This window comes from Veillonella sp. R32, assembly GCF_010093125.1.
Taxonomy (GTDB): domain Bacteria; phylum Bacillota; class Negativicutes; order Veillonellales; family Veillonellaceae; genus Veillonella_A.
Genome location: NZ_NMZQ01000019.1, coordinates 1 through 25,556 on the forward strand (window position 1 = coordinate 1; position 25,556 = coordinate 25,556).

At 37.4% G+C, this 25,556-nt stretch carries 18 protein-coding genes; 17 read left to right on the plus strand and 1 reads right to left on the minus strand.

The genetic code is table 11. The features are described 5' to 3' along the window. Nucleotides 1–674 precede the first annotated feature (674 nt). From VER_RS04565 to VER_RS04650, 17 genes are all read left to right on the plus strand, one after another. Nucleotides 675–2,279, plus strand: a complete 1,605-nt coding sequence (locus VER_RS04565) for an ATP-dependent endonuclease (protein ID WP_162099696.1) — start codon at nucleotides 675–677, stop codon at nucleotides 2,277–2,279. 748 nt (nucleotides 2,280–3,027) lie between these two features. Beyond that, entirely contained in the window at nucleotides 3,028–3,312 is a 285-nt protein-coding gene (locus VER_RS04575) for a PepSY domain-containing protein (protein WP_162099697.1), read from the plus strand. Nucleotides 3,313–3,527: 215 nt separating this feature from the next. Beyond that, entirely contained in the window at nucleotides 3,528–4,001 is a 474-nt protein-coding gene (locus tag VER_RS04580; RefSeq protein ID WP_238390137.1) for a carboxymuconolactone decarboxylase family protein, read from the plus strand. A gap of 65 nt (nucleotides 4,002–4,066) precedes the next feature. Further along, nucleotides 4,067–4,516 carry a flavodoxin family protein gene (locus tag VER_RS04585; protein WP_162099698.1) on the plus strand — a complete coding sequence of 150 codons (450 nt, stop codon included), beginning with the start codon at nucleotides 4,067–4,069 and terminating at the stop codon, nucleotides 4,514–4,516. 622 nt (nucleotides 4,517–5,138) lie between these two features. Further along, nucleotides 5,139–6,164 (plus strand): sugar-binding transcriptional regulator, encoded by a 1,026-nt coding sequence (locus VER_RS04590; protein WP_162099699.1) that lies wholly within the window; start codon nucleotides 5,139–5,141, stop codon nucleotides 6,162–6,164. Nucleotides 6,165–6,244: 80 nt separating this feature from the next. Then, nucleotides 6,245–7,252, plus strand: coding sequence for a type I glyceraldehyde-3-phosphate dehydrogenase (gene gap / locus VER_RS04595; RefSeq protein ID WP_162099700.1), 1,008 nt, complete (start codon nucleotides 6,245–6,247; stop codon nucleotides 7,250–7,252). A gap of 100 nt (nucleotides 7,253–7,352) precedes the next feature. Continuing rightward, nucleotides 7,353–8,531 carry a phosphoglycerate kinase gene (gene pgk, locus VER_RS04600; RefSeq protein ID WP_162099701.1) on the plus strand — a complete coding sequence of 393 codons (1,179 nt, stop codon included), beginning with the start codon at nucleotides 7,353–7,355 and terminating at the stop codon, nucleotides 8,529–8,531. A 10-nt stretch (nucleotides 8,532–8,541) separates the two neighbouring features. Beyond that, entirely contained in the window at nucleotides 8,542–9,294 is a 753-nt protein-coding gene (gene tpiA, locus VER_RS04605) for a triose-phosphate isomerase (RefSeq protein WP_162099702.1), read from the plus strand. Between the two features lie 196 nt (nucleotides 9,295–9,490). Then, nucleotides 9,491–11,026, plus strand: coding sequence for a 2,3-bisphosphoglycerate-independent phosphoglycerate mutase (gpmI, locus tag VER_RS04610; RefSeq protein ID WP_162099703.1), 1,536 nt, complete (start codon nucleotides 9,491–9,493; stop codon nucleotides 11,024–11,026). Nucleotides 11,027–11,079: 53 nt separating this feature from the next. After that, a complete protein-coding gene (gene eno / locus VER_RS04615) occupies nucleotides 11,080–12,366 on the plus strand; it encodes a phosphopyruvate hydratase (protein WP_162099704.1) in 1,287 nt (428 codons plus the stop codon). A 377-nt stretch (nucleotides 12,367–12,743) separates the two neighbouring features. Further along, entirely contained in the window at nucleotides 12,744–13,319 is a 576-nt protein-coding gene (locus tag VER_RS04620; RefSeq protein WP_162099705.1) for an RNA methyltransferase, read from the plus strand. A 39-nt stretch (nucleotides 13,320–13,358) separates the two neighbouring features. Next, nucleotides 13,359–14,093, plus strand: a complete 735-nt coding sequence (locus VER_RS04625; RefSeq protein WP_162099706.1) for a YebC/PmpR family DNA-binding transcriptional regulator — start codon at nucleotides 13,359–13,361, stop codon at nucleotides 14,091–14,093. Nucleotides 14,094–14,455: 362 nt separating this feature from the next. Beyond that, the gene (locus tag VER_RS04630; RefSeq protein WP_162099707.1) at nucleotides 14,456–17,491 is read left to right on the plus strand and encodes an AAA family ATPase; all 3,036 of its coding nucleotides are present in this window, start codon (nucleotides 14,456–14,458) and stop codon (nucleotides 17,489–17,491) included. 310 nt (nucleotides 17,492–17,801) lie between these two features. Next, nucleotides 17,802–19,106 (plus strand): Na+/H+ antiporter family protein, encoded by a 1,305-nt coding sequence (locus tag VER_RS04635; protein ID WP_162099708.1) that lies wholly within the window; start codon nucleotides 17,802–17,804, stop codon nucleotides 19,104–19,106. 41 nt (nucleotides 19,107–19,147) lie between these two features. After that, the gene (hutH, locus tag VER_RS04640) at nucleotides 19,148–20,701 is read left to right on the plus strand and encodes a histidine ammonia-lyase (RefSeq protein WP_202922127.1); all 1,554 of its coding nucleotides are present in this window, start codon (nucleotides 19,148–19,150) and stop codon (nucleotides 20,699–20,701) included. Between the two features lie 303 nt (nucleotides 20,702–21,004). After that, nucleotides 21,005–22,522, plus strand: a complete 1,518-nt coding sequence (locus VER_RS04645; RefSeq protein WP_162099710.1) for an NAD(P)/FAD-dependent oxidoreductase — start codon at nucleotides 21,005–21,007, stop codon at nucleotides 22,520–22,522. 231 nt (nucleotides 22,523–22,753) lie between these two features. Then, the gene (locus tag VER_RS04650) at nucleotides 22,754–23,944 is read left to right on the plus strand and encodes a cation diffusion facilitator family transporter (protein WP_162099711.1); all 1,191 of its coding nucleotides are present in this window, start codon (nucleotides 22,754–22,756) and stop codon (nucleotides 23,942–23,944) included. Nucleotides 23,945–24,081: 137 nt separating this feature from the next. Here VER_RS04650 and sstT read toward each other — a convergent pair whose 3' ends face one another. Beyond that, nucleotides 24,082–25,341, minus strand: a complete 1,260-nt coding sequence (gene sstT, locus VER_RS04655; RefSeq protein ID WP_162099712.1) for a serine/threonine transporter SstT — start codon at nucleotides 25,339–25,341, stop codon at nucleotides 24,082–24,084. Nucleotides 25,342–25,556: the final 215 nt, after the last annotated feature.

Below are 25,556 nucleotides of genomic sequence, written 5' to 3' on the forward strand. Positions count from 1 at the left end.
AAAATATTTTATACTATCAATTATAAACATAGAAAGAAGTTAAATGATTATGAAAAATAAAACAACAACGATCGCTTTAATATTGTTAAGTGTATCTTTGTACAAAAAAATACATTTTGTCCTATAACTCGAATATGATGAGTATATGGAAAGAAAATATAGCGAGTAGATCAAAATATATGAAGATAGGTTCGTAGTTTGCTTTAAAGCAAACGTTGAGATTGAAATAAATAGATAAATACAGTCTTTTAGGCAGGATTTAGGTCCTGTCTTTTTTATTTTGTAATGAATATGGTAAAAATTTGACCATAAATTATTTTTATGAAAAAATAATAATTATATTACTAAATCAAATAAAATTAATTATGAAAAGTATTATTTGGAGGATAGGTTAAATGTCAAATGTAGGTGAAAAATAAGAAAAGAGAGAAAATCAAGAAATTTAACTCAAAAGAATCTGATTATAATTGGCAGGTATTTCTAATAGTTTTTTATCTGATATTGAAGTCGAAAGAAATTCTCCATATTTAGCTTTTTATATTTTTCAAGCATTAGGTATTGAGGCGAAGGACTTATTATAAGTTGTCTGATATAATTAATGTTATAAAAATAGAATTTATTGACTTTTTGCTATAGTAATAAAAGAAGGTTGAAAGCAGTGCGAGGAGGATGTTATGAGTACAAATCTTAAATATAATGAAATAACTGAAATACAAAAGCCACAAGTATTTCTTAAAAACATAATATTTAATGATGACACACAATTAACGCTTAATTATAATAGCGTTATTGTATTCACTGGAGCTAATAATTGTGGAAAGAGTCAATTATTAAGAGAAGTAGAGGCTGATTTAGATGAATCAAATTCATTCTCACCTATTGTTATAAAAGAGATTAAATATTTTTTTGGGGGAGAGATAGAAGAAGATACATTTTTTAGAGAGTACTTCAAAATAGACGAGAATGGATATTATTGTCTGTTGGGGAATGGCAATACTTATGATAAAAGTTCAATACGGAATTCATGGCAAAACCGTAAATTCTATAACGGGTTACAGCTGTTATTCATAAAGAGACTCAGCACAGAGAGTCGGTTAACTTCATCAAATGCATTACAGAGAAATGGTGAGCCAGAACGAAGTCCAATTTATAAATTGAATCAAAGTGAATTGCTTTCACAGAAGTTGTCTGACTATTTTCGCCAAGCTTTTGGTTCCGATTTAATTTTAAACCGCAATGATATGCAGACAATTCCATTACACATCGGACAGGCTCCAGATAAAACAGAATTTACAATTGCAAATCAAGATGAGTATTATAGAAAAGTTACAAAATTACCTAAACTTCAAGATCAAGGGGATGGTATGCGTAGTTTTGCTAGTATCTTACTTGATACATTTACATCTGAGTATTCTATTACTTTAATTGATGAACCAGAGGCTTTTTTGCATCCCCCTCAAGCAAGAATATTAGGAAAGATGCTTGCAAATAATAATCCAGACAATCGACAGTTGCTAATATCTACACATAGCGAAGATTTTTTACAAGGATTGCTTGATGCTGATAGTGAGAATGTTACAGTTATTAGAATCAATCGGGAAAGTGACATTAACAGGATGAGTGTGCTTCCAAATGATAAAATAAAGGAATTATGGGGGAATCCTATTTTGCGATATTCTAATATACTGAGTGGATTGTTCCATGAAAAAGTCGTTGTTTGCGAAAGTGACTATGATTGTTTATTTTATCAGGCAATTATGGATTCAATGTATGAACATAAAAATGAAATCGCTCCAGATATATTATTTACTCATTGCGGAGGGAAAACACGAATTAAAGATGTTGTCAAAGCACTAAAGGCAGTAAATGTTCCGGTAACTGCAATTTGTGATTTTGATCTATTAAACAGCAGCAATAATTTTAAACCAATTACTGCATCCTTTGGAATAGAGTGGGAAGTTATTCTATCTTCAGATATGAAAATTATATACGACAGTATGAATGCTAAAAGTAATGCTTGGGATCAGATAAAGAAAATTGGTAAGGCAGGTTTTACCGGTAAAGAACCAGAAGCATATGAAAAGGTTGAAGAGGCGTGTAAATCTGCAGGTCTATTTGTTGTTCCAGTTGGTGAAATGGAATGTTTTGATAAAACAGTTAATAAAGAAAAGAAGGATTGGGTTTACCATATTTTAGGAAAATATGATTTAGCAACTGAGCCAAAACTTGAAGAAGCGCGCAAATTTGTACAAGAAATAGCTGATTACAAACCTATTTGAATAATTGGAAGAAAAATTTTCAGCATAGTTAATAGTATAATCAAATGCGACAAATAAATAAGATATAATGTAGTTCCTGTGTTAGAATATTTTTGCCACAAAAATTTCGCTAAGGAGCAACATTATATCTTATATTAATTCTAATATACAAAAACGAACTTTCAAACATCTTAGTCTTATTCAACGGGGGAAAATTGAAGCTCTTTTTAAATAAAACCTTTCAATAGCTACTATTGCGAGGGAAGTAAAAGTGCATTGCTCGACTGTTTATCGAGAAATACAACTTGGTTCGGTAGAATAATTAGATACTAATTTGAAAACACATGCAAGATATTTTGGTTCTATAATTTATTTTAGGGCGCCCCAAAATAAATTATAGAACCAAACTTTTTCATGTTTTTTACTATTTAGGGTATGCTATGCCGATGACTTTTTATCTCATAATTATTCTGGGGATTATTCTTATGGGTGGCTTGGAATTTTTGTGGCCTCAGGTATTGGCTTTGATTACATTTATTGTTTTGGTAGGTTCAGGCAGTGTTTACTTACTGACAAAGCAACGTAATAATGGATGAATGTCATAGAGTTATGATTATAAGGTTACGATAAGGTTATAGGCTATGAGTTTTAATCATTAGACATACATCTATATATCGAATATAATTGATATATGGAAAAATGATAAGTATTATTACTTAATTTGTATTTGATATATACTGTTGTTGTTTAACGTAAAGAGAGGTAACTAATGAAAATGAACAAGTCTTTAAAAGTGTTAACATTATCTTTGGTAGCTACTGGTGCATTTACGTTTGCACAAGCTAATGGTGAAATTACTTTGGATCAAGCTACCAATATCGCGTTGGCAAAAGTACCTGGTGCTAATGCATCTCATGTATATAAAGCACATCCTGACTGGGAGGATGGCCGTAAAGTTTACGAAGGTAAAATCTTCTTCAATGGTGTAGAATATGAATTTGAAATTGATGCGGCTACTGGTCAAATTACAGAATGGGATGTGGACCGCGACTAATAGTAGCTTAGTGATTAATAAAATAACATATACGGTGTTTTTGAAGTGCCTTCCAAGAATGGGAGGCACTTTTTGTATGCTTGCTCATATGTATGGGAATAAAAGGATTGACTTGAAGTGGACTTCAAGGTGTAAAGTCATAGTAAGCATAAAACTGACATAGCTTGTATGCGATAGGAAAGGAAGCGAATATTAAGCGGAAGAAATGAATATTGATGAAAGTAAAACGAATTTTGGCGATTACTTGTTTAATTATGAGTACTGCTATGACAAGTATAGCGGCTAATGAAGTGAATTCTAATATGGCAGGAGGCATTACTATGAAAGTTTCAGATTCAGATATGGTGACTACATCAGGAAAAGTCGTTCCAAAACAGACAGCTGGACGTAAAATATTAGGAGAATTTGCGCCAACCTTTGCTCATTTAAATGATGACGTATTATTCGGTGAAGTATGGAGTCGTGATTTAGAATTACCAGCTAAACAACGGTCTATAATAACCATTACAGCTTTAGTTTCGCAAGGTTTAACGGGTGATGCATTGAAGGCTCATTTACAAATGGGGAAGCAGAATGGCATTACTAAAGATGAGATTGTTGAAATTTTGACTCATATTGCCTTCTATGCTGGTTGGCCGAAAGTTTGGGCCACGTTCCCTATAGCACAAGACGTGTGGAGTGACCAATAATGAAAGTACTACGGGTGATTCTATTGTATTCCATAAACTCATAACACAACTAAGGAGATGGAAGTATGAGTATTTTATTTATTAATGGTAGTCCTAATAAAAATGGGAATACTAAATCATTAGCTAAGGCTTTATTAGGTAATAAAGAATATATACAACTTGATTTAGTAGATTATAAAATCTATAGTTATGGTCAAAACTTTGCGGATGATCAGTTTGACGACATCGTGAATGCTATGAAAAAGGCCTCAACCATCGTTATTGGTTCCCCCGTATATTGGCATAGCGTTACAGGGGCTCTTCGTAATTTGTTAGATCGCTTCTATGGTCCTGTGCCTATGGGGTCTTTCAAAGGGCATAAACTCTTCTTTTTATTTCAAGGGGCTGGTCCAGAACCTTGGATGCTTGAAAAGGGCGATTACACTATGAGTCGCTTTGCTTCCTTATATGGGCTTGACTATATGGGCATGGCTACAACAGCTAAAGAAGCTAAACAACTAGCCTCTAAACTCTAAGACATATCTGTTTAGATATTTAGGATTTCCCCTTATCGAGCCTATAGGCCTAGCCTCAATGATAGGGGCGACTTAGAGAGCTAGCAAAATAAAGGTAAGGAATCAGCACAAAGGAACAAGAGAGGGCAGACACTCTACAAGCTAACACGTAAATCGAAGATTTAGGTTTCCCCTTACCGAGCCTATAGGCCTAGCCTCAATGATAGGGGCGCCCTAAGGAACTAGCAAAATAAAGTTAAGGAATTTGTACAAAGGATAAGTCGGAAAGGGAAGACACTCTGCAAGCAAACACGTAAATTGAAGGTTTAGGATTTCCCCTTACCGAGCCTATAGGCCTAGCCTCAATATAGTGTGTCGACTTAGAGACTTTTAATAAAATAAAGTCTAGGAATTTAAAAGAAACAGCAAGAGAGGGCAGACACTCTACAAGCGGACACTTAAATCGAAGATTTTGGTTCGCGTTAGAGTGTCTGCCCTCTCATCATCTCCCTTCGTAAATTCCTTAACAATATTTTGTAAAATCACTTGCGCGACACTACCATATGAGGTAAAATATAGGCGAGGATATTTTTTTGTCAACGCTGGGACATAATCTGCACCGGCGGGATGAAAGAGGTACAGCATGAAAGATTTATCGGAGGTGTATCAACGAATAGCGCCAGAGTTAATGCGAATTGTTGAAGAACGCTATATACTGCTGAATCACATATCATATGCACAACCTATTGGTAGACGCATGTTAGCCACCCTCAGTAAATTATCAGAACGGGTTGTACGATCGCACGTGGAAATTATGAAAGATAATGGCCTCGTAGGTTTCACGCAACAAGGAATGATTTTAACTGAGGAAGGGAAAGAACTATTGCCTCAATTAAACTCCTCTATGCACGAGTTAAATAAAATTAGTGAATTAGAAGCTAAACTAAAGGAAATACTCGACATAGATGAAGTTATTATTACGAATGGTGGCAGTGAAACTGACATGGACCGTAAGGAACTTGGCTTTCAAGCGGCCAAAGCGCTACAGGGGATTTTGCAAAATGGTAGTGTCCTAGCTGTAAGTGGCGGTAGCACGATGGCAACGATGGCGGAAGCGTTGCCTGCCAAAAAATGTCAAGCTACAGTAATCCCGGCCCGTGGCGGGATTGGGGAACGCGTGGAATATCAGGCTAATGTAATTGCATCGGTCATTGCTGATAAAATCGGCAGTACCTATAAGATGCTACATTTACCAGATGGTCTATCGCAAGAAGCTTTGAACATTCTCATGACAATGGAACCGCAAATTAAAGAGGTTATTGAATTATCTCACCAAACAGATATTTTAATGTTCGGTATTGGTGAAGCTTTGCATATGGCGGAACAACGGCACATTACCGATGCGCAACGAGCTGTTTTACGGACGAAGCGTGCTGTCGGTGAAGCCTTAGGTTATTATTGTGATATTGGAGGCAATATTGTGTATACTACGAATAATGTAGGTATTGCATTGACGGATATTGTTAACATTCCTCACGTAATTGCTGTGGCTGGAGGGGCTGGTAAAGCGAAAGCCATTATTGGTGTTATGCGGGCTTGTCGTAAAGGTACACTAATTATTGATGAAAGTGCAGCGGAAGCAATGGCTGCCTTATTACGAATTAGCTAGTAAATATATAGATTATGTACATAATCTATTGGGTAGATTGTAACGATTGTTGGTAGAGTTTTTATCTAGGAGGAACTATCATGGCAGTAAAAATTGGTATTAATGGATTTGGTCGTATTGGTAAATGTGTAATGCGTGCAACATTAAACAACCCAGATGTAGAAGTAGTAGCTATTAATAATTTGGGTGACGTTGAAGGGGCGGCTCTTCTTTTCAAATATGACTCCGTGCATGGCAATTTGACTGAAGATGTAAAAGTTGATGGTGATTATTTAGTAGTGGATGGTAAACGTGTTCGCGTATTCCAAGATCCAAATCCTGCTAATATTGACTGGTCTTCTGAAGGCGTTGAAATTGTTGTAGAAGCAACTGGTCGTTTCCGCAAACGCGAAGATGCAGCGCAACATTTAGGTGGTACTGTTAAAAAAGTTATTATTTCTGCACCAGCTAAAGAAGAAGATATTACTATTGTAATGGGTGTTAACCAAGATAAATATGATCCAGCTAATCACCACATCATTTCTAATGCAAGTTGCACAACTAACTGCTTAGCACCATTTGCTAAAGTATTAAATGATAAATTTGGTATTAAACGTGGCTTGATGACAACGGTTCATTCCTATACTAATGACCAACGTATTTTGGATACGCCTCATAGCGATCCACGCCGTGCTCGTGCCGCTGCTTTATCTATTATTCCAACTACAACAGGGGCTGCTAAAGCGGTTGCTTTAGTATTGCCTGAATTAAAAGGTAAATTAAATGGCTTTGCGCTTCGTGTGCCAACACCAAATGTGTCCATTACTGATTTAGTTGCTGAACTTGACAAAGAAACAACTAAAGAAGAAATTAATGCAGCACTTCGCGAAGCCGCACAAGGTGAATTAAAAGGTATCTTAGGTGTGTCTGATTTACCACTCGTATCTCATGACTTCAACGGCGATTCTCGCAGCTCTATCGTTGATGCTGATTTGACGATGACGATGGAAGGGAATATGGTAAAAGTTGTTTCCTGGTACGATAATGAATGGGGCTATTCTAACCGTATTGTAGATTTAGCTAAATTCATTGCTGACAAAGGCTTATAATTTTAACGGGGGACTATGTAGATAGTCCCCTATTTTACATGTCTTTTGCCGTATACTAGGGGATTTTTGAAACCCTTAAAGCTGATTGCTGGAGGTTATGATGAAACAGACGATTGAATCCATAGATGTAGCCAATAAACGTGTTTTTGTACGGGTAGACTTTAATGTTCCTTTAAAAGATGGTGTTATTACTGATGATACACGCATCCGTGCTACCTTGCCTACAATTAATTATTTAATCAGTAAAGGGGCTAAGATTATTTTAGCATCTCATTTAGGCCGACCTAAGGGAGAACGTAAGCCAGAGTTTACGCTAAAACCTTGCGCTGCTCGTTTGAGCAAATTATTAGGCAAACCAGTGGCGTTTGCTGATGATTGTGTAGGTGAAGCAGCTCGTAAAGCAGTTGATGCTTTAAAGGATGGGGACGTTTTATTATTAGAAAATTTACGTTACCACAAAGAAGAAGAAAAAAATGGGGAAGAATTTGCCAAAGCCTTAGCCAGCTTAGCAGAGGTGGGGGTTAATGATGCTTTTGGTGTGTCTCATCGAGCTCATGCATCGGTAGAAGGTATTACTAAATTCTTGCCTATGGTAGCAGGTTATTTATTAGAAAAAGAAATAAAATATGTAGGTGGCGCTGTGGAACATCCAGAGCATCCATTTGCAGCTATTATTGGCGGCGCTAAAGTTAGTGATAAAATTGAAGTTATTTCTAATTTATTGCCAAAAGTAGAACTCCTTATTATTGGCGGTGGCATGGCCAATACATTTATTGCAGCTAAAGGGTATCCAACAGGATCGTCTTTAGTAGAAGCTGATAAAATTGAATTAGCGGCTTCTCTAATTAAACAAGCGGCGGAAACAAATACTAATTTGTTGTTACCTACTGATTTTGTCGTAGCTGATGCATTCAGCAATGAAGCTAATCATAAAGTAGTACCCGCTGATGGTATTGAAGAAGGTTGGATGGCATTGGATATTGGTCCTGCTAGTCAAAAAGCGTTTGCTGAGGCCTTAAAACCTATGAAAATGATTGTTTGGAATGGGCCTATGGGTGTATTTGAAATGGATAATTTTGCTGCTGGCACCAATGCGGTAGCTAAAGCGGTAGCTGAAGCAGAGGCTACGACTATTGTCGGTGGTGGCGATTCTGTAGCAGCTATTGAAAAGAGCGGGTTAGCTCATAAGATTTCTCATATTTCTACTGGTGGTGGCGCTTCCTTAGAATACTTAGAAGGCAAAGCATTACCAGGTATCGTAGCACTAGCGAATAAATAAGGAGGCTCTCATGCGTAAACAAATTATTGCCGGCAATTGGAAAATGCATACTAATTTAGCGGAGGCCACTATTTTGGTGGAAGGCTTAAAAGAAGCCTTAGCAAGCACTGCGGTTGACCGTGAAGTAGTGGTGTGCCCGCCCTTTACAGGACTTAGTACGGTAGCTGATTTAATTGATGAAACTTCTATTGGGCTAGGGGCACAAAATATGTATTTTGAACCATCCGGTGCATTTACTGGAGAAGTTTCGCCTTTAATGTTAACCGATATAGGCTGTCATTATGTTATTTTAGGTCATTCTGAACGTCGTCAATATTTTGGTGAAAGCGATGCTTGGATTAATCAAAAAATTAAAGCCGCCTTTACGTATGATTTAGTACCTATCCTATGTGTAGGTGAAAGTTTAGCGCAACGGGAAGCCAATGAAACGCAAGCTTTTATAGATAGCCAGTTAACCGCGGCCTTAGCAGATTTAACAGCAGCGCAGGTAAGTCAAATGGTGATTGCTTATGAACCAATTTGGGCCATCGGAACGGGTAAAACGGCGACGGCGGCACAAGCTGGTGAAGTTTGTACGGCTATTCGTGCTAAAGTAGCAAATTTATTTGATCAAGCGGCGGCTGATTTGGTTCGTATTCAATATGGTGGTAGTGTAAAAGGCAGTAATGCACAAGAGATTTTATCGCAGCCAGATATTGATGGCGCATTAGTAGGTGGAGCTGCGTTAAAAGCAGAGGATTTCATGGCTATTATTACAGCATAAGCTAATGTAGCCATATATTAGTAGTATAACTAGCCTTATATTAGCAGTACAATTAGTCGCCTTATATGAGCAGTATAACTAGCCGCCTTATATTAACAATACGACTATCCTTAGATTAGCAGTATGACTAGTCTTAGGTAGCTATATATTGATAGGCATGAAGTGATAAATAATTATAGATTGAAAGGAATTGTGCATGGCAAAATTAAAAGCGCCCGTAATGCTAACCATCTTAGATGGTTTTGGTATGGGGGATGTAAATGATCCAACCAATGCAGTAGTGCAGGCTAAGCCAAGTAACTTTTTAAAGCTCTGGGAAACATATCCCCATACGCAGTTGCAAGCTTCTGGCCTCGCTGTTGGTTTGCCAGAGGGCCAAATGGGGAACTCTGAAGTAGGCCATTTGAACATTGGTGCTGGTCGCATTGTATATCAAGAATTAACTCGTATCACTAAAGATACAGAAGATGGTAGTTTTTTCAAGCGACCTGTTATTAAAGAATTATATAGTAAAGCTAAAGAGAGTCGTTTACAAATTATTGGGCTTTTGTCTGATGGTGGTGTTCATAGCTCTTTAGATCATATTAAAGCGATTATCAAAGGGGCTAAAGAAGCAGGGGTTACTGAATTATATGTGCATGCTTTATTAGATGGCCGTGATGTGCCGCCACAAAGTGCGTTGACCTATTTAACCGATTTAGAACATTATATGACTGAAATTGGGTTAGGTAAGATAGCTACGATTGGTGGTCGTTATTATGGTATGGATCGTGATAAACGCTGGGAACGCATTGAAAAAGCGTACCAAGCTATAGTAGATGGTCTTGGCGTAACGGCTACTTCTAGCCGAGAAGCGATTGAAGCCTCGTATGGTAACGAAGTGGTAGATGAATTTGTAGTGCCTGTTGTACTAGATACTGCAGGTAGTATCGCCGCTAATGATGCGGTTATTTTTGCTAATTTCCGTCCTGATAGAGCACGGCAATTAACGAGGGCTTTAGTGGATCCAGAGTTTACTGGGTTTTCACGTAAAAAAGGATTGTTGCCATTATATATGGCCACTATGACTAAGTATGAAGATGGGTTACCTACTCATATTGTGTATGAAAAAGAAGTATTAACGAATACCCTTGGTCAAGTATTAGCTGATGGGGGCTATACACAGCTCCGTATTGCGGAAACTGAAAAGTATGCTCACGTAACGTATTTCTTTAATGGCGGTGAAGAGGTACCTTTTGAGGGGGAAGAACGGATTTTAGTACCGTCGCCTAAAGTAGCTACCTATGATTTGCAGCCAGAGATGAGTGCCTTAGAAGTGACTGATAAAGTGGTAGCCGCCATTGAAGGTGGTCAATTTGATATGATTATTTTAAACTTTGCTAATCCTGACATGGTAGGCCATACGGGGGTTTTAGAGGCAGCTGAAAAAGCAGTCCAAACCGTAGATGCCTGTTTGGGTCGTATTGTAGCAGCTATTAATACCGTGCAAGGCCATCTTTTAGTAACGGCTGACCATGGCAATTCAGAGATGATGGTAGATCATAGTACTGGTGCACCGCATACAGCGCATACAACGAATCCAGTACCGCTTATTTTAGTGAGTGAAACATACAAAAATGCACAGTTAACAGAAGGTAAACTATGTGATTTAGCCCCTACTATGCTCGACTTAGGTGGCATTAAGCAACCTGCTGAAATGACGGGACATAGCTTATTAGTTAAAACAAAATAATTTACTATAATTATAATTAAAGTAGTTAAAGTTCCTTTAAGGAGGTAACAATTATGGCAATGATTACAGATGTATACGCAAGAGAAATTTTAGATTCCCGTGGCAATCCAACCGTTGAAGTAGAAGTGTATTTAGAAGATGGTACAATTGGCACAGCAGCTGTTCCTTCCGGCGCTTCTACAGGTATGTTTGAAGCCGTAGAACTTCGTGATGGTGACAAAGGTCGTTATCTTGGCAAAGGGGTAGAACAAGCAGTAGCCAATGTAAATGATGTCATTGGACCTGAAATTATTGGTTTTGACGCATCAGAACAAGTCGCTATCGACAAATTAATGATTGAATTGGACGGTACTCCCAATAAAGCTAAATTAGGGGCTAATGCCATTTTAGGCGTATCGATGGCGGTAGCGAAAGCAGCAGCTTCTTCTTATGATTTGCCATTATTCCAGTATCTTGGTGGTACAAATGCTAAAGAATTACCAGTGCCTATGATGAACATTTTAAATGGTGGTGCTCATGCTGATAATAATGTAGATATTCAGGAATTCATGATTATGCCAGTAGGGGCTGAATCCTTTAAAGAAGGTCTTCGTGCGTGTGCTGAAGTGTATCATACATTGAAAAATGTATTGAAAGAAAAAGGCCTAGCTACTGGTGTAGGTGATGAAGGTGGTTTTGCTCCTAACCTTGATTCCAATGAAGAAGCCCTTCAAGTTATTTGTGAAGCCATTAAAGCGGCTGGTTATGAACCAGGCAGTGATTTTAAACTAGCAATTGATGCTGCTTCTTCTGAATTCTATAAAGATGGCAAATACAATTTAGCTGGCGAAGGTAAAGTGAAAACAGCCGCAGAAATGGTAGAATTCTATGCTGATCTAGTAGAAAAATATCCTATTATTTCTATTGAAGATGGCCTTGCTGAAGAAGATTGGGAAGGTTGGAAATTATTAACTGACCGCATTGGTAAAAAAGTTCAATTAGTGGGCGATGATTTATTCGTAACGAATACAGAACGTTTGGCTAAAGGTATTGCAGCGGATACAGCGAATGCAATCTTGATTAAAGTAAATCAGATTGGTACTTTGACAGAAACTTTTGATGCTATTGAAATGGCTAAACGCGCTGGTTATACTTGCGTTATCTCCCATCGCTCTGGTGAAACGGAAGATGCGACTATTGCTGATATTGCTGTAGCTGTAAATGCCGGCCAGATTAAAACAGGGGCCCCTGCTCGTAGCGAACGGGTAGCTAAATACAATCAATTACTTCGCATTGAAGACTTATTGGCTGAAACAGCTCAATATCGTGGTCTTGATGTATTCTATAATATTAAAAAATAAGTACGAATACAGTGACAATGTAGAACCAATATAGAACCCATGTAGAACTAATAAGGTACTAGTGTAGAAGTAGAAGTAGAAGGCTTATAGTATTATTACCATACTATTTCCACGCTATTTTAGTATTAAAAGAGTTCTAAATATATATTATATAATAAAACCTTTGAGGACAGGTGTAAGGCTAGTCAGTGTACTTACTAGCAGTAAGAGCACCCTGTTCTCGAAGGTTTTCTAATTTATTTTGTATTAGTATTTGGGCTTGCGTTAGTAAAAGTACCTAATTTTTAGATAAAAGCGTAGTTTTTTTACTTTTTATTTGCGAGGAGCCTAATAATTCATTATAATGGAGAGTAGCGAATAAAAAGGGAGGTATAACCTTGGCAAATTTATATATAGGCTTAGTTCATTATCCTATTTATAATAAGCATGGCGAAGTCATTACGACGGCGATTACCAATTATGATATTCATGATATTGCGCGAGCCGCTATTACCTATGATGTGAGTCGTTATTTTGTAATTCATAATATTCCGGCTCAACGTGACTTGGCCAAGCAGATTATGTCGCATTGGCAAACTGGTTTTGGCAGTACCTATAATCCTGATCGAAAAGAGGCGTTTCAGGAAGTAGTGCTTGTTAATTCTATTCGCAGTGCTGTTGAGGAAGTGACTAAGTTAGAAGGTCAGCCACCATTAATCGCCACAACAGATGCTCGTACCTATGATAATACAGTTAGCTATGCTTGGATGCGCCGTACTCTTGAAAAGGGAACGCAGCCTGTGTTAGTATTATTTGGTACCGGCTATGGTATGACGAAAGAAACTATGGAAGACTTTGATTATATTTTAGAACCTGTATATGGACATGGGGATTATAATCACCTTTCCGTTCGCAGTGCGGTTTCCATCATTTTAGATCGCCTTCGTGGTGAAGCTTGGTGGGAAAAGAACTGACCATAGACCAATAACAGGATATTTTTAGGAGGTATTAGTATGTCTGGACATTCCAAATGGGCCAATATTAAACATAAAAAAGGTAAAACTGACGCATTAAAAGCAAAAGTAACGACTAAAATTAGTCGTGAAATTACAGTTGCTGCTCGCATGGGTGGTGGCGATCCAGTGGGGAATATGCGTTTAAAATTAGCCTTACAAAAAGCACGTGAAAACAATGTGCCTAAAGATAATATTCAACGCGCTATTGCTAAAGGTGTAGGCGCTACCGATATGGATAATTACGAAGAAATTACTTACGAAGGGTATGGCCCTGGTGGGGTTGCTTTGACGGTAGAATGCTTAACTGACAATCGTAACCGTACTGCTGCTGATGTGCGTCATGCTTTCTCTAAAAATGGTGGTAATTTAGGCGAAACAGGTTGCGTAGCTTGGATGTTTAACCGCAAAGGTGTATTTGTTATAGATAGTGAAGGTCATGATGAAGAAGAATTGACTTTACTTGCTTTAGAAGCAGGGGCGGAAGATTTAAAAGTAGAAGATGATACGTTTGTTATCTATACAGCTCCAGATGATTATGATGCGGTAGAAGCAGCCTTAGCAGAAGCTAACATTGAAACAGTAGTTAGCAAGATTACCATGGTACCTGATAATACCATTGCGCTTGAAGGCGATAATGCTGTTAAAATGCAGAAAATGTTGGACGCTTTAGATGATCTTGATGATGTGCAAGACGTATATCACAATGCGGAGCTTCCTGAGGAAGAGGAATAAAATATAGTTTTAGCGTATGTAAGCTTAGTAAGCATGGCAGATACATTCTGTCATGCTTTTTTTATATAATTTATAATGCATGAGATTTTTCAAACTGTGAAATTGCATTCTATTATTGATAGTGTGCATATAGAATGTAAATATTTCGTGAATTATGCATAATTGCTATATCTATTTTGCGAAAAATTGATTAATTAAGGTGTATTCTATGGGGCTTTATTGTATAATAAAAAGTGTCAAAAAACTTTTTAACAATTTTAAAATCGTTCGACAATTACATTTAAATGTTTGACGATTTATTGGACGATTCCATTTGACGATAGCGAGGATGCGTCAAATGAAGTCCGAGGCAGAGGGATATTATGGCAGCTAAATTAGAAGTACGATTTCTGGGAACACCAGCAATCTTGAAGGACGGGGAAGAAGTATTCTTCTCTTATAACAAGGTAAATGCCTTAGTCTATTACATTCTAGTTCGTGGCACAGTAATGCGTGATGAGTTAAGTGGCATTTTATGGGCAGACAAACCAGATGCAGTAGCACGTAAAAATTTGCGTAATGCTATTTATGAAGCAAAAAAAATCTTAGGCGCTGATACATTTATTTCACCGCGTAAAGCGATAATTAAAGTTAACCCCGCCGTGGATGTAGTGATTGACAGTAAACTATTTGAAGCCGATCCTGTAGGACAATTGGATTTGTATAAAGGCGAGTTTTTACAAGGCTTTTTCATTAAAGATTCCGTGGAGTATGAAGATTGGTATTTAGCGGAACGTAATCGCTTGAAAAATTTATATATGGATGCGATTAGCTCTAAATTACAAAGCGCTGTAGCGGAAAAAGATTATAGTACGATTGAGCGTCATGGCAAGTTATTAATATCACAGAATCCTTATGATGAAAGTGTATATGCTATTGTGTTGCGTGCTTATTGTGAGCAAGGTAAAATGCAACAGGCCATGGAATTATATGAAGAGATGAAGGAGCTTTTCAAAAAGGAACTGCAGTCTGATGTGCTGGCTGATATTGATGCCATTATTAAAGACGCGTTGCAACAAGAAGAAAAGAAATTTCAGAATCGCTCACATCGAATGCCCGTTCCTATTGGCCGTGAACGAGAATTAGAAGATATGACAGCTCATATTTGGTCGTTCATGCGTGGCCGTGCAGGTGAAGCACTCATTCTGTTGGGGGATGCCGGTAGCGGTAAAACTACGTTGAAGGACATTGCTTTAGAAAGTTTACAAGATGAAGTGGCGATTATTCAGACTAATTGTTATCAGTTGGAACGGAATTTTTTACTTCATCCTTGGACTGAAATTGTGAATGGTTTAGTTCAACTATTGGAAGAGAATGGTACGATGATTCCTGATTTTGAATTGAATCGTATTTATGCCTTATTCCCACAAATGGATATGAGCATTGATCGTGATTTAGGTTTGGTGGAAATTAAGGATATTTTAAAATTTGATTCTATTTTCCATACATTATCTACTGTTCTTGATGTAGCTTCCGCGAATAAAAAGTTAATCATCGTCTTTGAAGATATTCAATGGATGGACCCTTTAAGTTTATCCTTATTAAGTACATTAATCTTGCGCAAACAATCAGATCGTATCTTATTCTTCTTAACTGGGCGCGATTCCCGTGAAAAAGATTTCCAACATTTTGTAACGTCTATTTCCGTGTATAAACGACTTCATGTTACTCAATTAAATCCATTAAGTAAAAAGGATATTCGCCAGTATGTAGAAGCCGCTAATTTACCTATGGTTGTAGATGAAACTTTATTGCAACAATTACAGATTGAAACGGAAGGAAATCTGTTTTTATTGACGGAATGCTTAAATTCTTTAAAGACCACAGGCAGTTTAGATAAATTAACCAATAATATGGCTACTGTATTTAAAGCTAATTATTTATCCCTATCAGAAGAACAGCAAAAAATCATTGATTTTATATCCTTATTCTACAATGGAGCGCCTATTGCTATGATTGGGGAATATATGAAAATGGATACATTACGTTTACTTGAATATTTGGAAGGCTTAGAAGCCAAAAATTTAGTAACGCCATTTTCACAACAAGCAGATGTGCTCTATGAAATTAGTCAGCAAAAGTTAAAAGAATTTATTCAGCAACAATTATCACCAGAAAAATGGAAAATCTTGCATGGCTATTTAGGTACTTTATGGGAAAAGAAGCTTACTCATTCTAAAAAGGACGTTGTTATTTATAAACATCTGGAATATCACTATGAGCAAGCGGGCGAATTGGTGAAGATGGGCCATTATAAATTAAAGGGCCTTATGTACTATTTGAATTTTAGTCATGAATTATTCCCTGTATTAAGTTTATCTGAGCCAATGCAAACAGGTGGTGCTAGCTATTTCACTGAAGCAGATACCTTGCAGTATTTGAATGATGTGGAAAAAATGATGGAACGTATTCGTGAAACCTGCGGCGCTACAGCAGATGTAAAAAATCTAGAACTCATGTATTTACATTTAATTGGGCGCTATTTTATCCGTGAAGGCAAATATGAAAAAGGTGTTCGCTATATTCTTGATTTAATTGAACAAGCCTTAGAAATGCATAATCGTGATTATACCTTGATGGGGTATAAGCAAATGATTTACTATGACATTCAAACGGGCAATGCAAATGAAATGAAGAATTATCTCGAAATCGCCCTCGATTTAGCCGTTGAATGTAATTACCATAAGGAAGTGGGTATCCTTTTACGTCTTAAAGGGCTTAATATGATTATGCAAGGTGATTTCGAAGAAGCAGAACGCTTGCTTAATGAGTCCATTGCTACCTTTATGGTGACCCAGACTGTGGCTCGTCGTTATGCGTTAAACATTGCGGCTGCTTATAATTACATTGGTGAAATTCGCCGTGGTCGTGGTCAGTTTGAAGAAGCCATTGAATACTATGATAAGGCACTAGCGATTTGTAATGATCAACAAGCCTATAGTTCTTGGGTCGTGTTCTCTTGTAATGCAGGCATTGCCGCCTATAATTTAGGACAATTTGAAAAAGCACAAATTTATTTTGAACAAGCCTACGAATTTTTCAATCGTTATGATTTTTATTGGCGTCGGCCTATTGTAGAATCTTACTTAGCTTTGTTGGCTATGCGCGAAGGGCAGGAAACGGCGGCTATGCAATACATTGACGATGCTATGGCTAAATTGACTATGATGAATAATCCACAAGAAGTGGGCTATGTGAATATGGCCATTGCTCTAGTAAAAGCAGCCTATCCACAGTCAGAAATTAGTAAGCACTATCGGGGGAGTATTGCTATGTATAGTGGTCGTGCGTTGCGGTATCTTGATATATACCGCGATACATATGAACGGGCGCAATTAGAAGCTTTAAATGAAGCCTAATATAAATTATATATATAAGAGATAGGTTCTTTGAGCCTATCTCTTTTTTACTTTCTCAATTTAGCGGAATAGAGAAGTAGCTTGTTACTTGGTTAAAAAACGTCTGTAAAAGGTCTATTTATCAAGTAGCATTTTATCATTCTTATAAGTAATATTTTTTATCTTTTTATTGAAATTTGATGACAAATTATTTATAATTGAAAAAGTTTGACTATTTTGCGACAAAGTAAAGGTATACTATAAAAAAGTAAATATTTACTAAGGCCGGACATTTTTTATTCTAAGCATGTAATAAAGGAGTTGAAACTGTATGGATATTTTATTGAACCCCATAGTGGTATCAGTTATCGTCATGTCTGTCATTTGTTTAATGAAGATGAACGTATTGTTAGCTGTTATCATTGCTGCCCTTGTAGCGGGTACTATTGGTGGCATGTCAGTGGGTGACACCGTAGGGTCCCTAATTAATGGGATGGGTGGTAACTCTGAAACCGCTTTAAGCTATATTTTACTCGGTGCCTTAGCGGTAGCTATTGGTCAATCTGGTTTAGCTTCTGTAGTATCTCGTAAAATTACGCAAGTCGTAGGGAGTAAAAAAATTGCATTTACTTTCTTAATTGCCTTTGTGGCTTGCTTCTCTCAAAACTTAATTCCTGTACATATTGCGTTCATTCCTATTTTGATTCCACCATTATTAACCTTGATGAATCATATGAAATTAGACCGTCGTGCAGTAGCTTGTGCTTTGACTTTCGGTTTAAAAGCACCTTATGTTAGTTTACCAGTTGGTTTTGGTCTGTTATTTATGACTATTCTTAAAGACCAAATGGTAGCTAATGGGGTTGATGTATCTATTAGTGATATTTCCTCCGTTATGTGGATTGGTGGTCTTTCTATGTTAGTAGGCTTGATTTTAGCCGTATTCTTCTATGCGAAAGATCGTCATTATGAAGATTTACCAGTTATTGGTTCTGATGACAATCCAGATGATGTAACGATGACTAAAGAATGTTGGTTAGCATTATTCGGTGCAGCTGTAGCCTTTGTAGCACAGTTATATTTCGAATCCTTACCAATTGGTGCTATGTGCGGTTTAGCCGTTATGATTCTTACTGGCGGCATTAAATGGAATAATATGGATAATATCATGGATGGTGGCGTTCGCATGATGGGCTTTATTGCCTTCGTAATGCTTGTAGCAGCAGGCTATGCGAATGTACTTCGTGAAACTCAATCTGTACAAAGCTTAGTAGAGGCTACTACTTCTATCATTGATAGTAAATTTGCTGGTGCTTTACTTATGTTATTAGTTGGTTTATTAATTACTATGGGGATTGGCACTTCTTTTGGTACGATTCCAGTTATTGCCTCTATTTACATTCCAATGGGCTTACAATTAGGCTTTGGTATTCCTGCTATTATCCTTCTTATTGGTATTGCAGCTGCTTTAGGTGATGCAGGCTCCCCAGCATCTGACTCCACTTTAGGGCCAACTTCGGGGCTGAATGCCGATGGACAGCACAACCATATTTGGGATACTTGTGTACCAACTTTCATATTCTATGATATTACCTTAATTATTGGTGGTATGATTGGTGCGTTAATGCTTGGTTAAGTAGTTAAACGTAACTTTTCATTCGTTAGGAGATATTCGTGATGATTAAAACTGTAAAAGCAATAAAAGAAGTAGTACTAACTGGCAATGATTTAACGTTAGCTGAATTGATGGCGGTAGCCCGCTATGACGCTAAGGTTGTATTACCAGAATCTACTATTGAAAATATTAAAGCCTCGCGAGCTATTGTAGATAAAATTGTTAATAGTAATGCTGTAGTATATGGTATCACTACCGGTTTTGGTTCTTTATGTCGCGTGCATATTTCAAAAGAAGATTGCTCTCAATTGCAGGAAAATTTAATTCGTACCCATGCTTGTGGCTTTGGTAAACCTTTTAGTCGTGAAGCAACGCGTGCTATGATGCTAATTCGTGCTAATGCATTGGTTAAAGGCTATTCGGGTATACGTCTTGAAACGTTAGAAACGTTAATTGCTATGATTAATAAAGGGGTACATCCATATATTCCTGAAAAAGGTTCTTTAGGGGCTTCTGGTGATTTGGCACCATTGTCACATATGGTATTGCCTATGCTTGGCTTAGGCGATGCTGAATTTGAAGGACAAGTAGTACCAGGTAAAGAAGCCATGGCTAAAGCGGGGATTCCTATTATTGCTTTAGAAGCAAAAGAAGGGTTAGCCCTTATTAATGGTACTCCAGTGCTAACGGCCGCTGGCGCGTTAGCTCTTTGGGAAGGTTTATGCCTCTTAAAATTAAGCGACATTGCGGCGGCTTTATCAGCGGAAGCTATGCGTGGCATTATTAATGCTTATGACGAACGGATTCATACGATTCGTCCGCATAAAGGTCAGTTAGATACTGCTCGCAATATGCGTGAATTATTAAAAGGTAGTACCTCTATTACACAACAAGGGGAATTACGCGTACAAGATCCATATTCCTTACGTTGCGTACCTCAAGTACATGGTGCTTCTAAAGATGCCTTGGCCTTTGTAAAAGAAAAAGTAGATATTGAGATTAACTCTGTTACAGATAATCCAATTATCTTACCAGATGGGGATGTCATTTCTGGCGGTAACTTCCATGGTCAACCTATGGCTTTACCATTTGACTTCTTAGGGATTGGTTTAGCTGAAATTGCTGATATTTCAGAGCGTCGTTTAGAACGTTTATTAAACAACTCTTTAAGTGGGTTCCCATCTTTCTTAGTAAAACATTCTGGTCTAAATTCAGGCTTTATGATTACCCAATATGCAGCGGCCGCTTTAGTAAGTGAAAATAAAGTATTAGCTCATCCAGCTTCGGTTGATTCTATTCCTTCGTGTGAAAACCAAGAAGACTTGGTAAGTATGGGGGCTCATGCAGCACGCAAAGCAGGGGAAATTGCCGATAATGTACGGCGTGTAGTTGCTACTGAAATCTTAGCCGCTTGCCAAGCTATTGATCTTCGGGACGATGAATTTACGCTAGGTGTTGGCACAGCTGCTGCTTATAAAGCCGTGCGGGCTAGCAATAAATTTATTGACTATGATAAAGATATTGAAATGTTCAAAGAATTAGAAAAAATTACTGCTATTGTCGCAGATGGTACCTTATTAGAAGCAGTAGAAGCAGTCGTGCCACTTGAAATTTAATATAAGTTTTCGTATTTCTTAATGTGCTTGCTTATCTCTTGCCCTCAAGCAAGGTAAAAAGAGACTCCTTAGTCGTCGCTATTATTGTTAGGACCGTAGCGTGATTGACTAGGGAGTTCTTTATTTATAACTATCGATATGATATAATAAATCTGTAATTGATTATGGTTATTGATTGTAAGTATTAATTGCAATTAATTTTCATGAGTATTGTTATAATTGACGTTACCATGTTTGGCAGCTAGTATTTACATTCAATTGATGAATATTTTTTGATGTATATATTATTTGGAGGAATCATAGATGAAAACATATGATATTATTGTAGTGGGCACTGGTGGTGCTACCATTGTAGCCGATGCCGCTATTAGTAAGGGCAAACGAGTTGCTATCATTGAAAAGGGAAAATTTGGTGGTACTTGTTTGACTCGTGGTTGTATTCCCACTAAAGTTATGGTAACTGTAGCTGATGCAGTTCGTGAGATTGAAGAATTGCCTAAAATTGGGGTTAAAGTACAGCCCGCTACTATTGATTGGGATTTAATGTCTAAGCGTGTATGGCAAAAAATTGATGAAAGTAAAGGGGTAGAAGCGTATTACGATAAATTCGATAATGTTGATGTATATCGTGGGGCCGCTACCTTCGTAAAAGATAAAGTTTTAACTGTTACTATGAATACTGGGGACGTAACGGAAGAAATGACAGCTCCTATCATTGTTCTTGGTGTAGGCGGGCATACGAAAGTAAATCCAATTAAGGGGTTAGAAGAAGCCGGTTATATGAGCAGTGAAAGCTTATTTGGCCATAAATATCCTCAAAAGCCTTTGAAATCCTTAGTGGTAATGGGTGGTGGCCCTATTGGCACAGAGTTTGCTCATGTCTTTGCTGCAGCTGGTACTAAGGTTACTTTGATTCAACATAATGTACGTTTATTGCCAAAAGAAGATGCTGAAATTTCAGCGCAAATTTATAAAGATATTACACGGCTAGGGATTGATGTTATTTTAAATCAAGAGCCGGAAGAAGTACGCGTTGAAAATGGTGAAAAAGTAGTTGTCATTCGCGATCGTAAAACAGGTGAAGTTCGTGAAGTACGAGGCGAAGAGATTTTAATGGCCTCTGGGATTCAACCAGCTACAGAAGAGCTTAAATTGGAGAACACATCTATTAAAACCAAACGTGGTGGGTGGATTGTAACCAATGAATTTTTAGAAACGTCAGTTGATGGTGTATATGCCTTAGGGGATGTAAATGGGGAAGCACCTTTCCGTCATAAAGCAAACTATGAAGCGGATATTTTAGCCCATAATTTATATCACGCAGCTAGTCCTCAAGAGTTTCGTTGGGCACGTTATGATTTAGTGCCGGCCGTAACCTTTACATATCCACAAGTAGGGCATGTAGGCTTAACGGAGCAAGAAGCTATTGATAAAGGCTATGCCGTTAAAACTGGTAAGAATTTCTATTCCTCGTCTGCCAAAGGCTTTGCCATGGGTTTTGATCCTGGCGATGATAACGATGGTTTTGTAAAAATTGTTGTAGATACTAAGACAAACCATATTTTGGGGGTTCATGTAATTGGCCCACAAGCATCGATTTTATTCCAGCCATTTGTTAACTTGCTTAATAGTGGAGATACACCGTTAGTCCCAATTAATGAGGAAATCGGTTCTACTTTGACAAAACAACTTCGTCAAGAAGGTTTAGTGCGCAAAATGGATCCTCATTCAGTCATTACAGTTGGTGAAACTATGTCACCACATCCAACCTTATCTGAGGTTATTATGTGGACGCAAGTTTATTATGAGCATCGCTGGTAAGAGCCTAGCTGTAAAATATTAGTAAAATTTTAAATACTATAAATACCTTTCTCAATTCGTTTGATTCTTTATGTTGCTTAGATTATGGCGATATATCAGAAAATATAAGAACTGAGAGAGGTATTTTTTTACAATTCTATATATTGATAATCATTGAGAGAAGATGTATACTAGGTATACTGAAATAATGATTATTGTTTGAGAGTGTGAAATATATAGTAGGTGAACAGTATGCAAGAACAATTAATTCGCTGGTTTGTTAAAGATTATGATTGTATTAAAGCACCAGCAGTGCGTACTCGCTATGGCCATTTAACAAGTATAGTGGGGATTGTGACGAATTTAATCATTTCATTAGGAGAATTGATAGTAGGCCTTTTGATAGGTTCTATTGCCATGGTCAGCGATGCTATCCATGATTTAGCGGATGCAGGCGGTTCTACTATATCGCTACTGAGTTTTAGTTTTTCCGCTAAGAAGGCTGACCAAGAACATCCCTATGGCCATGGTCGTATAGAGTATTTATTGTCCATTGGCTTTTCTATTTTGTTATTTGTAGTAGCAATTCAATTACTGATTGAATCGGTGGGGCGTATACTTAAGCCTGAGATTATTGAGTTTTCTATATGGGCATTAGTTGTAATGCTTTGTGCTATGGGGCTGAAAGTTTGGCTATATACGTTTTTTAAATCCATTGGGGAACGCATCAATTCGCCTATCTTACAAGCTAATGGTTTAGAGTATTTGTCTGATGTGTGGGCTACCTTAGGTATTACCCTTGGCTTAGTAGCAGGGGGTCTTTTTCAAATTCCGGTGGATGGCTATTTAGGGGCTATCGTTTCGCTTATGATAGGACGAGCTGGGTATCATGTGTTAGCTGATGCCATAAGTCGTTTGTTAGGAAATGAACCTAGTCCAGAGATGGTAAAAGATATTGCTAATTTTGTAAAATCTTATCCGGGCGTATTGGGGGTTCATGATTTAATGATTCACGATTATGGTCCTGGCCATGTATTTGCTAGTATTCATGTAGAGGTGGATGCTAAAGAAGATGTGATTAAAAGCCATAGTTTAATAGATAGAATTGAACGAGATGCTCAAAAGGAATTGTATCTTCAGTTGACGATTCATATGGATCCACTTTTAATTATGAAGGAATCTATGGCACTATATGACAAAATTCATACTGTAGTTAAAGCGTATGATGAAAAACTAAGTCTTCATGATTTACGAGCGGTGAAAAGTGACGATAAGACGCATATTATTTTTGATTTAGTAGTGCCTTATTCAGATAGACATCGTATGGATGAAATTGCAAAAGCAATTAAGAAAATTTTAGAAGCTATGGATCCTAGCTTTGAAATTACAATTACAGCAGAACATAGCTATACTGGTGATGAAAATATTCATGATTATCAGTAGCCTGTTATAGAGTCATTGCCAATGAGTTTATGACAGGAGAAAGCCCCGCTACTTCGGTAGCGGGGCTTTCTTTAGATACATATTTTGTTATATGCCTAAGGTTGTTCAGCACATTTGATAGTTTTATGTAGTTTAATTTATTCAGCTAATTCTGCTTTAATTGTTTCTACACGACCTACACTTAAGTCTTCTGGATACCCGTTTTTAGCAAAGTCAGCAGCTGCTACAAAGAGAATATCTGTAGAGGAGTTAAGCGCCGTTTCAGTGGAGTCTTGAAGAACCCCAATAATGAAACCTACCCCAACAACTTGCATAGCGATATCATTGGAAATACCGAATAAGCTACATGCTAGTGGGATTAATAAGAGGGAACCACCAGCAACGCCCGAAGCACCACAAGAACCGATAGTGGCAATAATACTTAACAAAATAGCTGTGCTAAAGTCAACTGGAATATGTAAAGTGTTAACAGCAGCTAAGGTCATAATTGTGATGGTAATAGCAGCCCCAGCCATGTTAATGGTAGCACCTAGAGGAATAGCAATTGAATATAAATCAGGGGAGAGTCCTAAACGTTTAGCCATGTTCATATTAACGGGAATATTGGCAGCGGAACTACGAGTGAAGAACGCTGTAATACCAGATTCGCGTAAGCATTTAAATGTAAGTGGGAATGGATTCCGTTTCATAACAGCAAACACGATGATTGGGTTAACGATTAAGGCTACGAAGAACATACTACCTAGTAATGTACCTAATAAAACGGCGTATTCGAGTAAGGCTTCAATACCATTAGTAGCAATTGATTCAGCTACTAAACCCATGATACCAAAAGGTGCTAAGCGAATAACCCATTGTACAACAGTGGTGATAGCATCAGAGATACCTACGAAGACATCTTTAATTTCTTCTTTCGCATGGCGAAGGGCGAAACCGATGACTACAGACCAGCCAAGGATACCAATATAGTTACCTGTCATGATAGCGTGAAGTGGATTATCTACAATGTTTTTAAGTAGCGTAATTAATACTTCAGCAATCCCTTGCGGTGCTTTCGTATCCTGAGTTACATTTGCTAAATGCAAGGTTGTAGGGAATAAGTAACTAACGAATACAGCTAGTAGCGCTGATAAGAACATGCCAATCATGTACATGGCAATAATTTTTTTCATGCCAGAACTTTGCCCTGCTTTATGACGGCAAACAGCGGCAATAACTAGGAAAAATACTAGTAGGGGAGCAATCCCTTTTAAAGCACCTACGAAAATAATCCCTAATAGGGATAAATCTTTCCCTATATCAGGACTGAATAGGGAAATGCAAATCCCGATTACTAAACCTACCATAATTTGATAAATCAGTGGGACTCGGTTAAAAACCTGCAATATCTGTTTCATAATCATCTCTCCTCACATGTGGAAAATATTTCTTTCTCAATGGACATATGTCATTATAATACGGACAAAGAATAATAGCAAGAGGAAATTTAAAAAAATTTTAGTATTTGGAATAGGCAGTATTAAGTATTTGAAATAGGTAGTATAATAATATATATAGACAATATTGTATTCAAAGTGCACATCGTAACTTTACGGTAGTGTAAATAATTTTG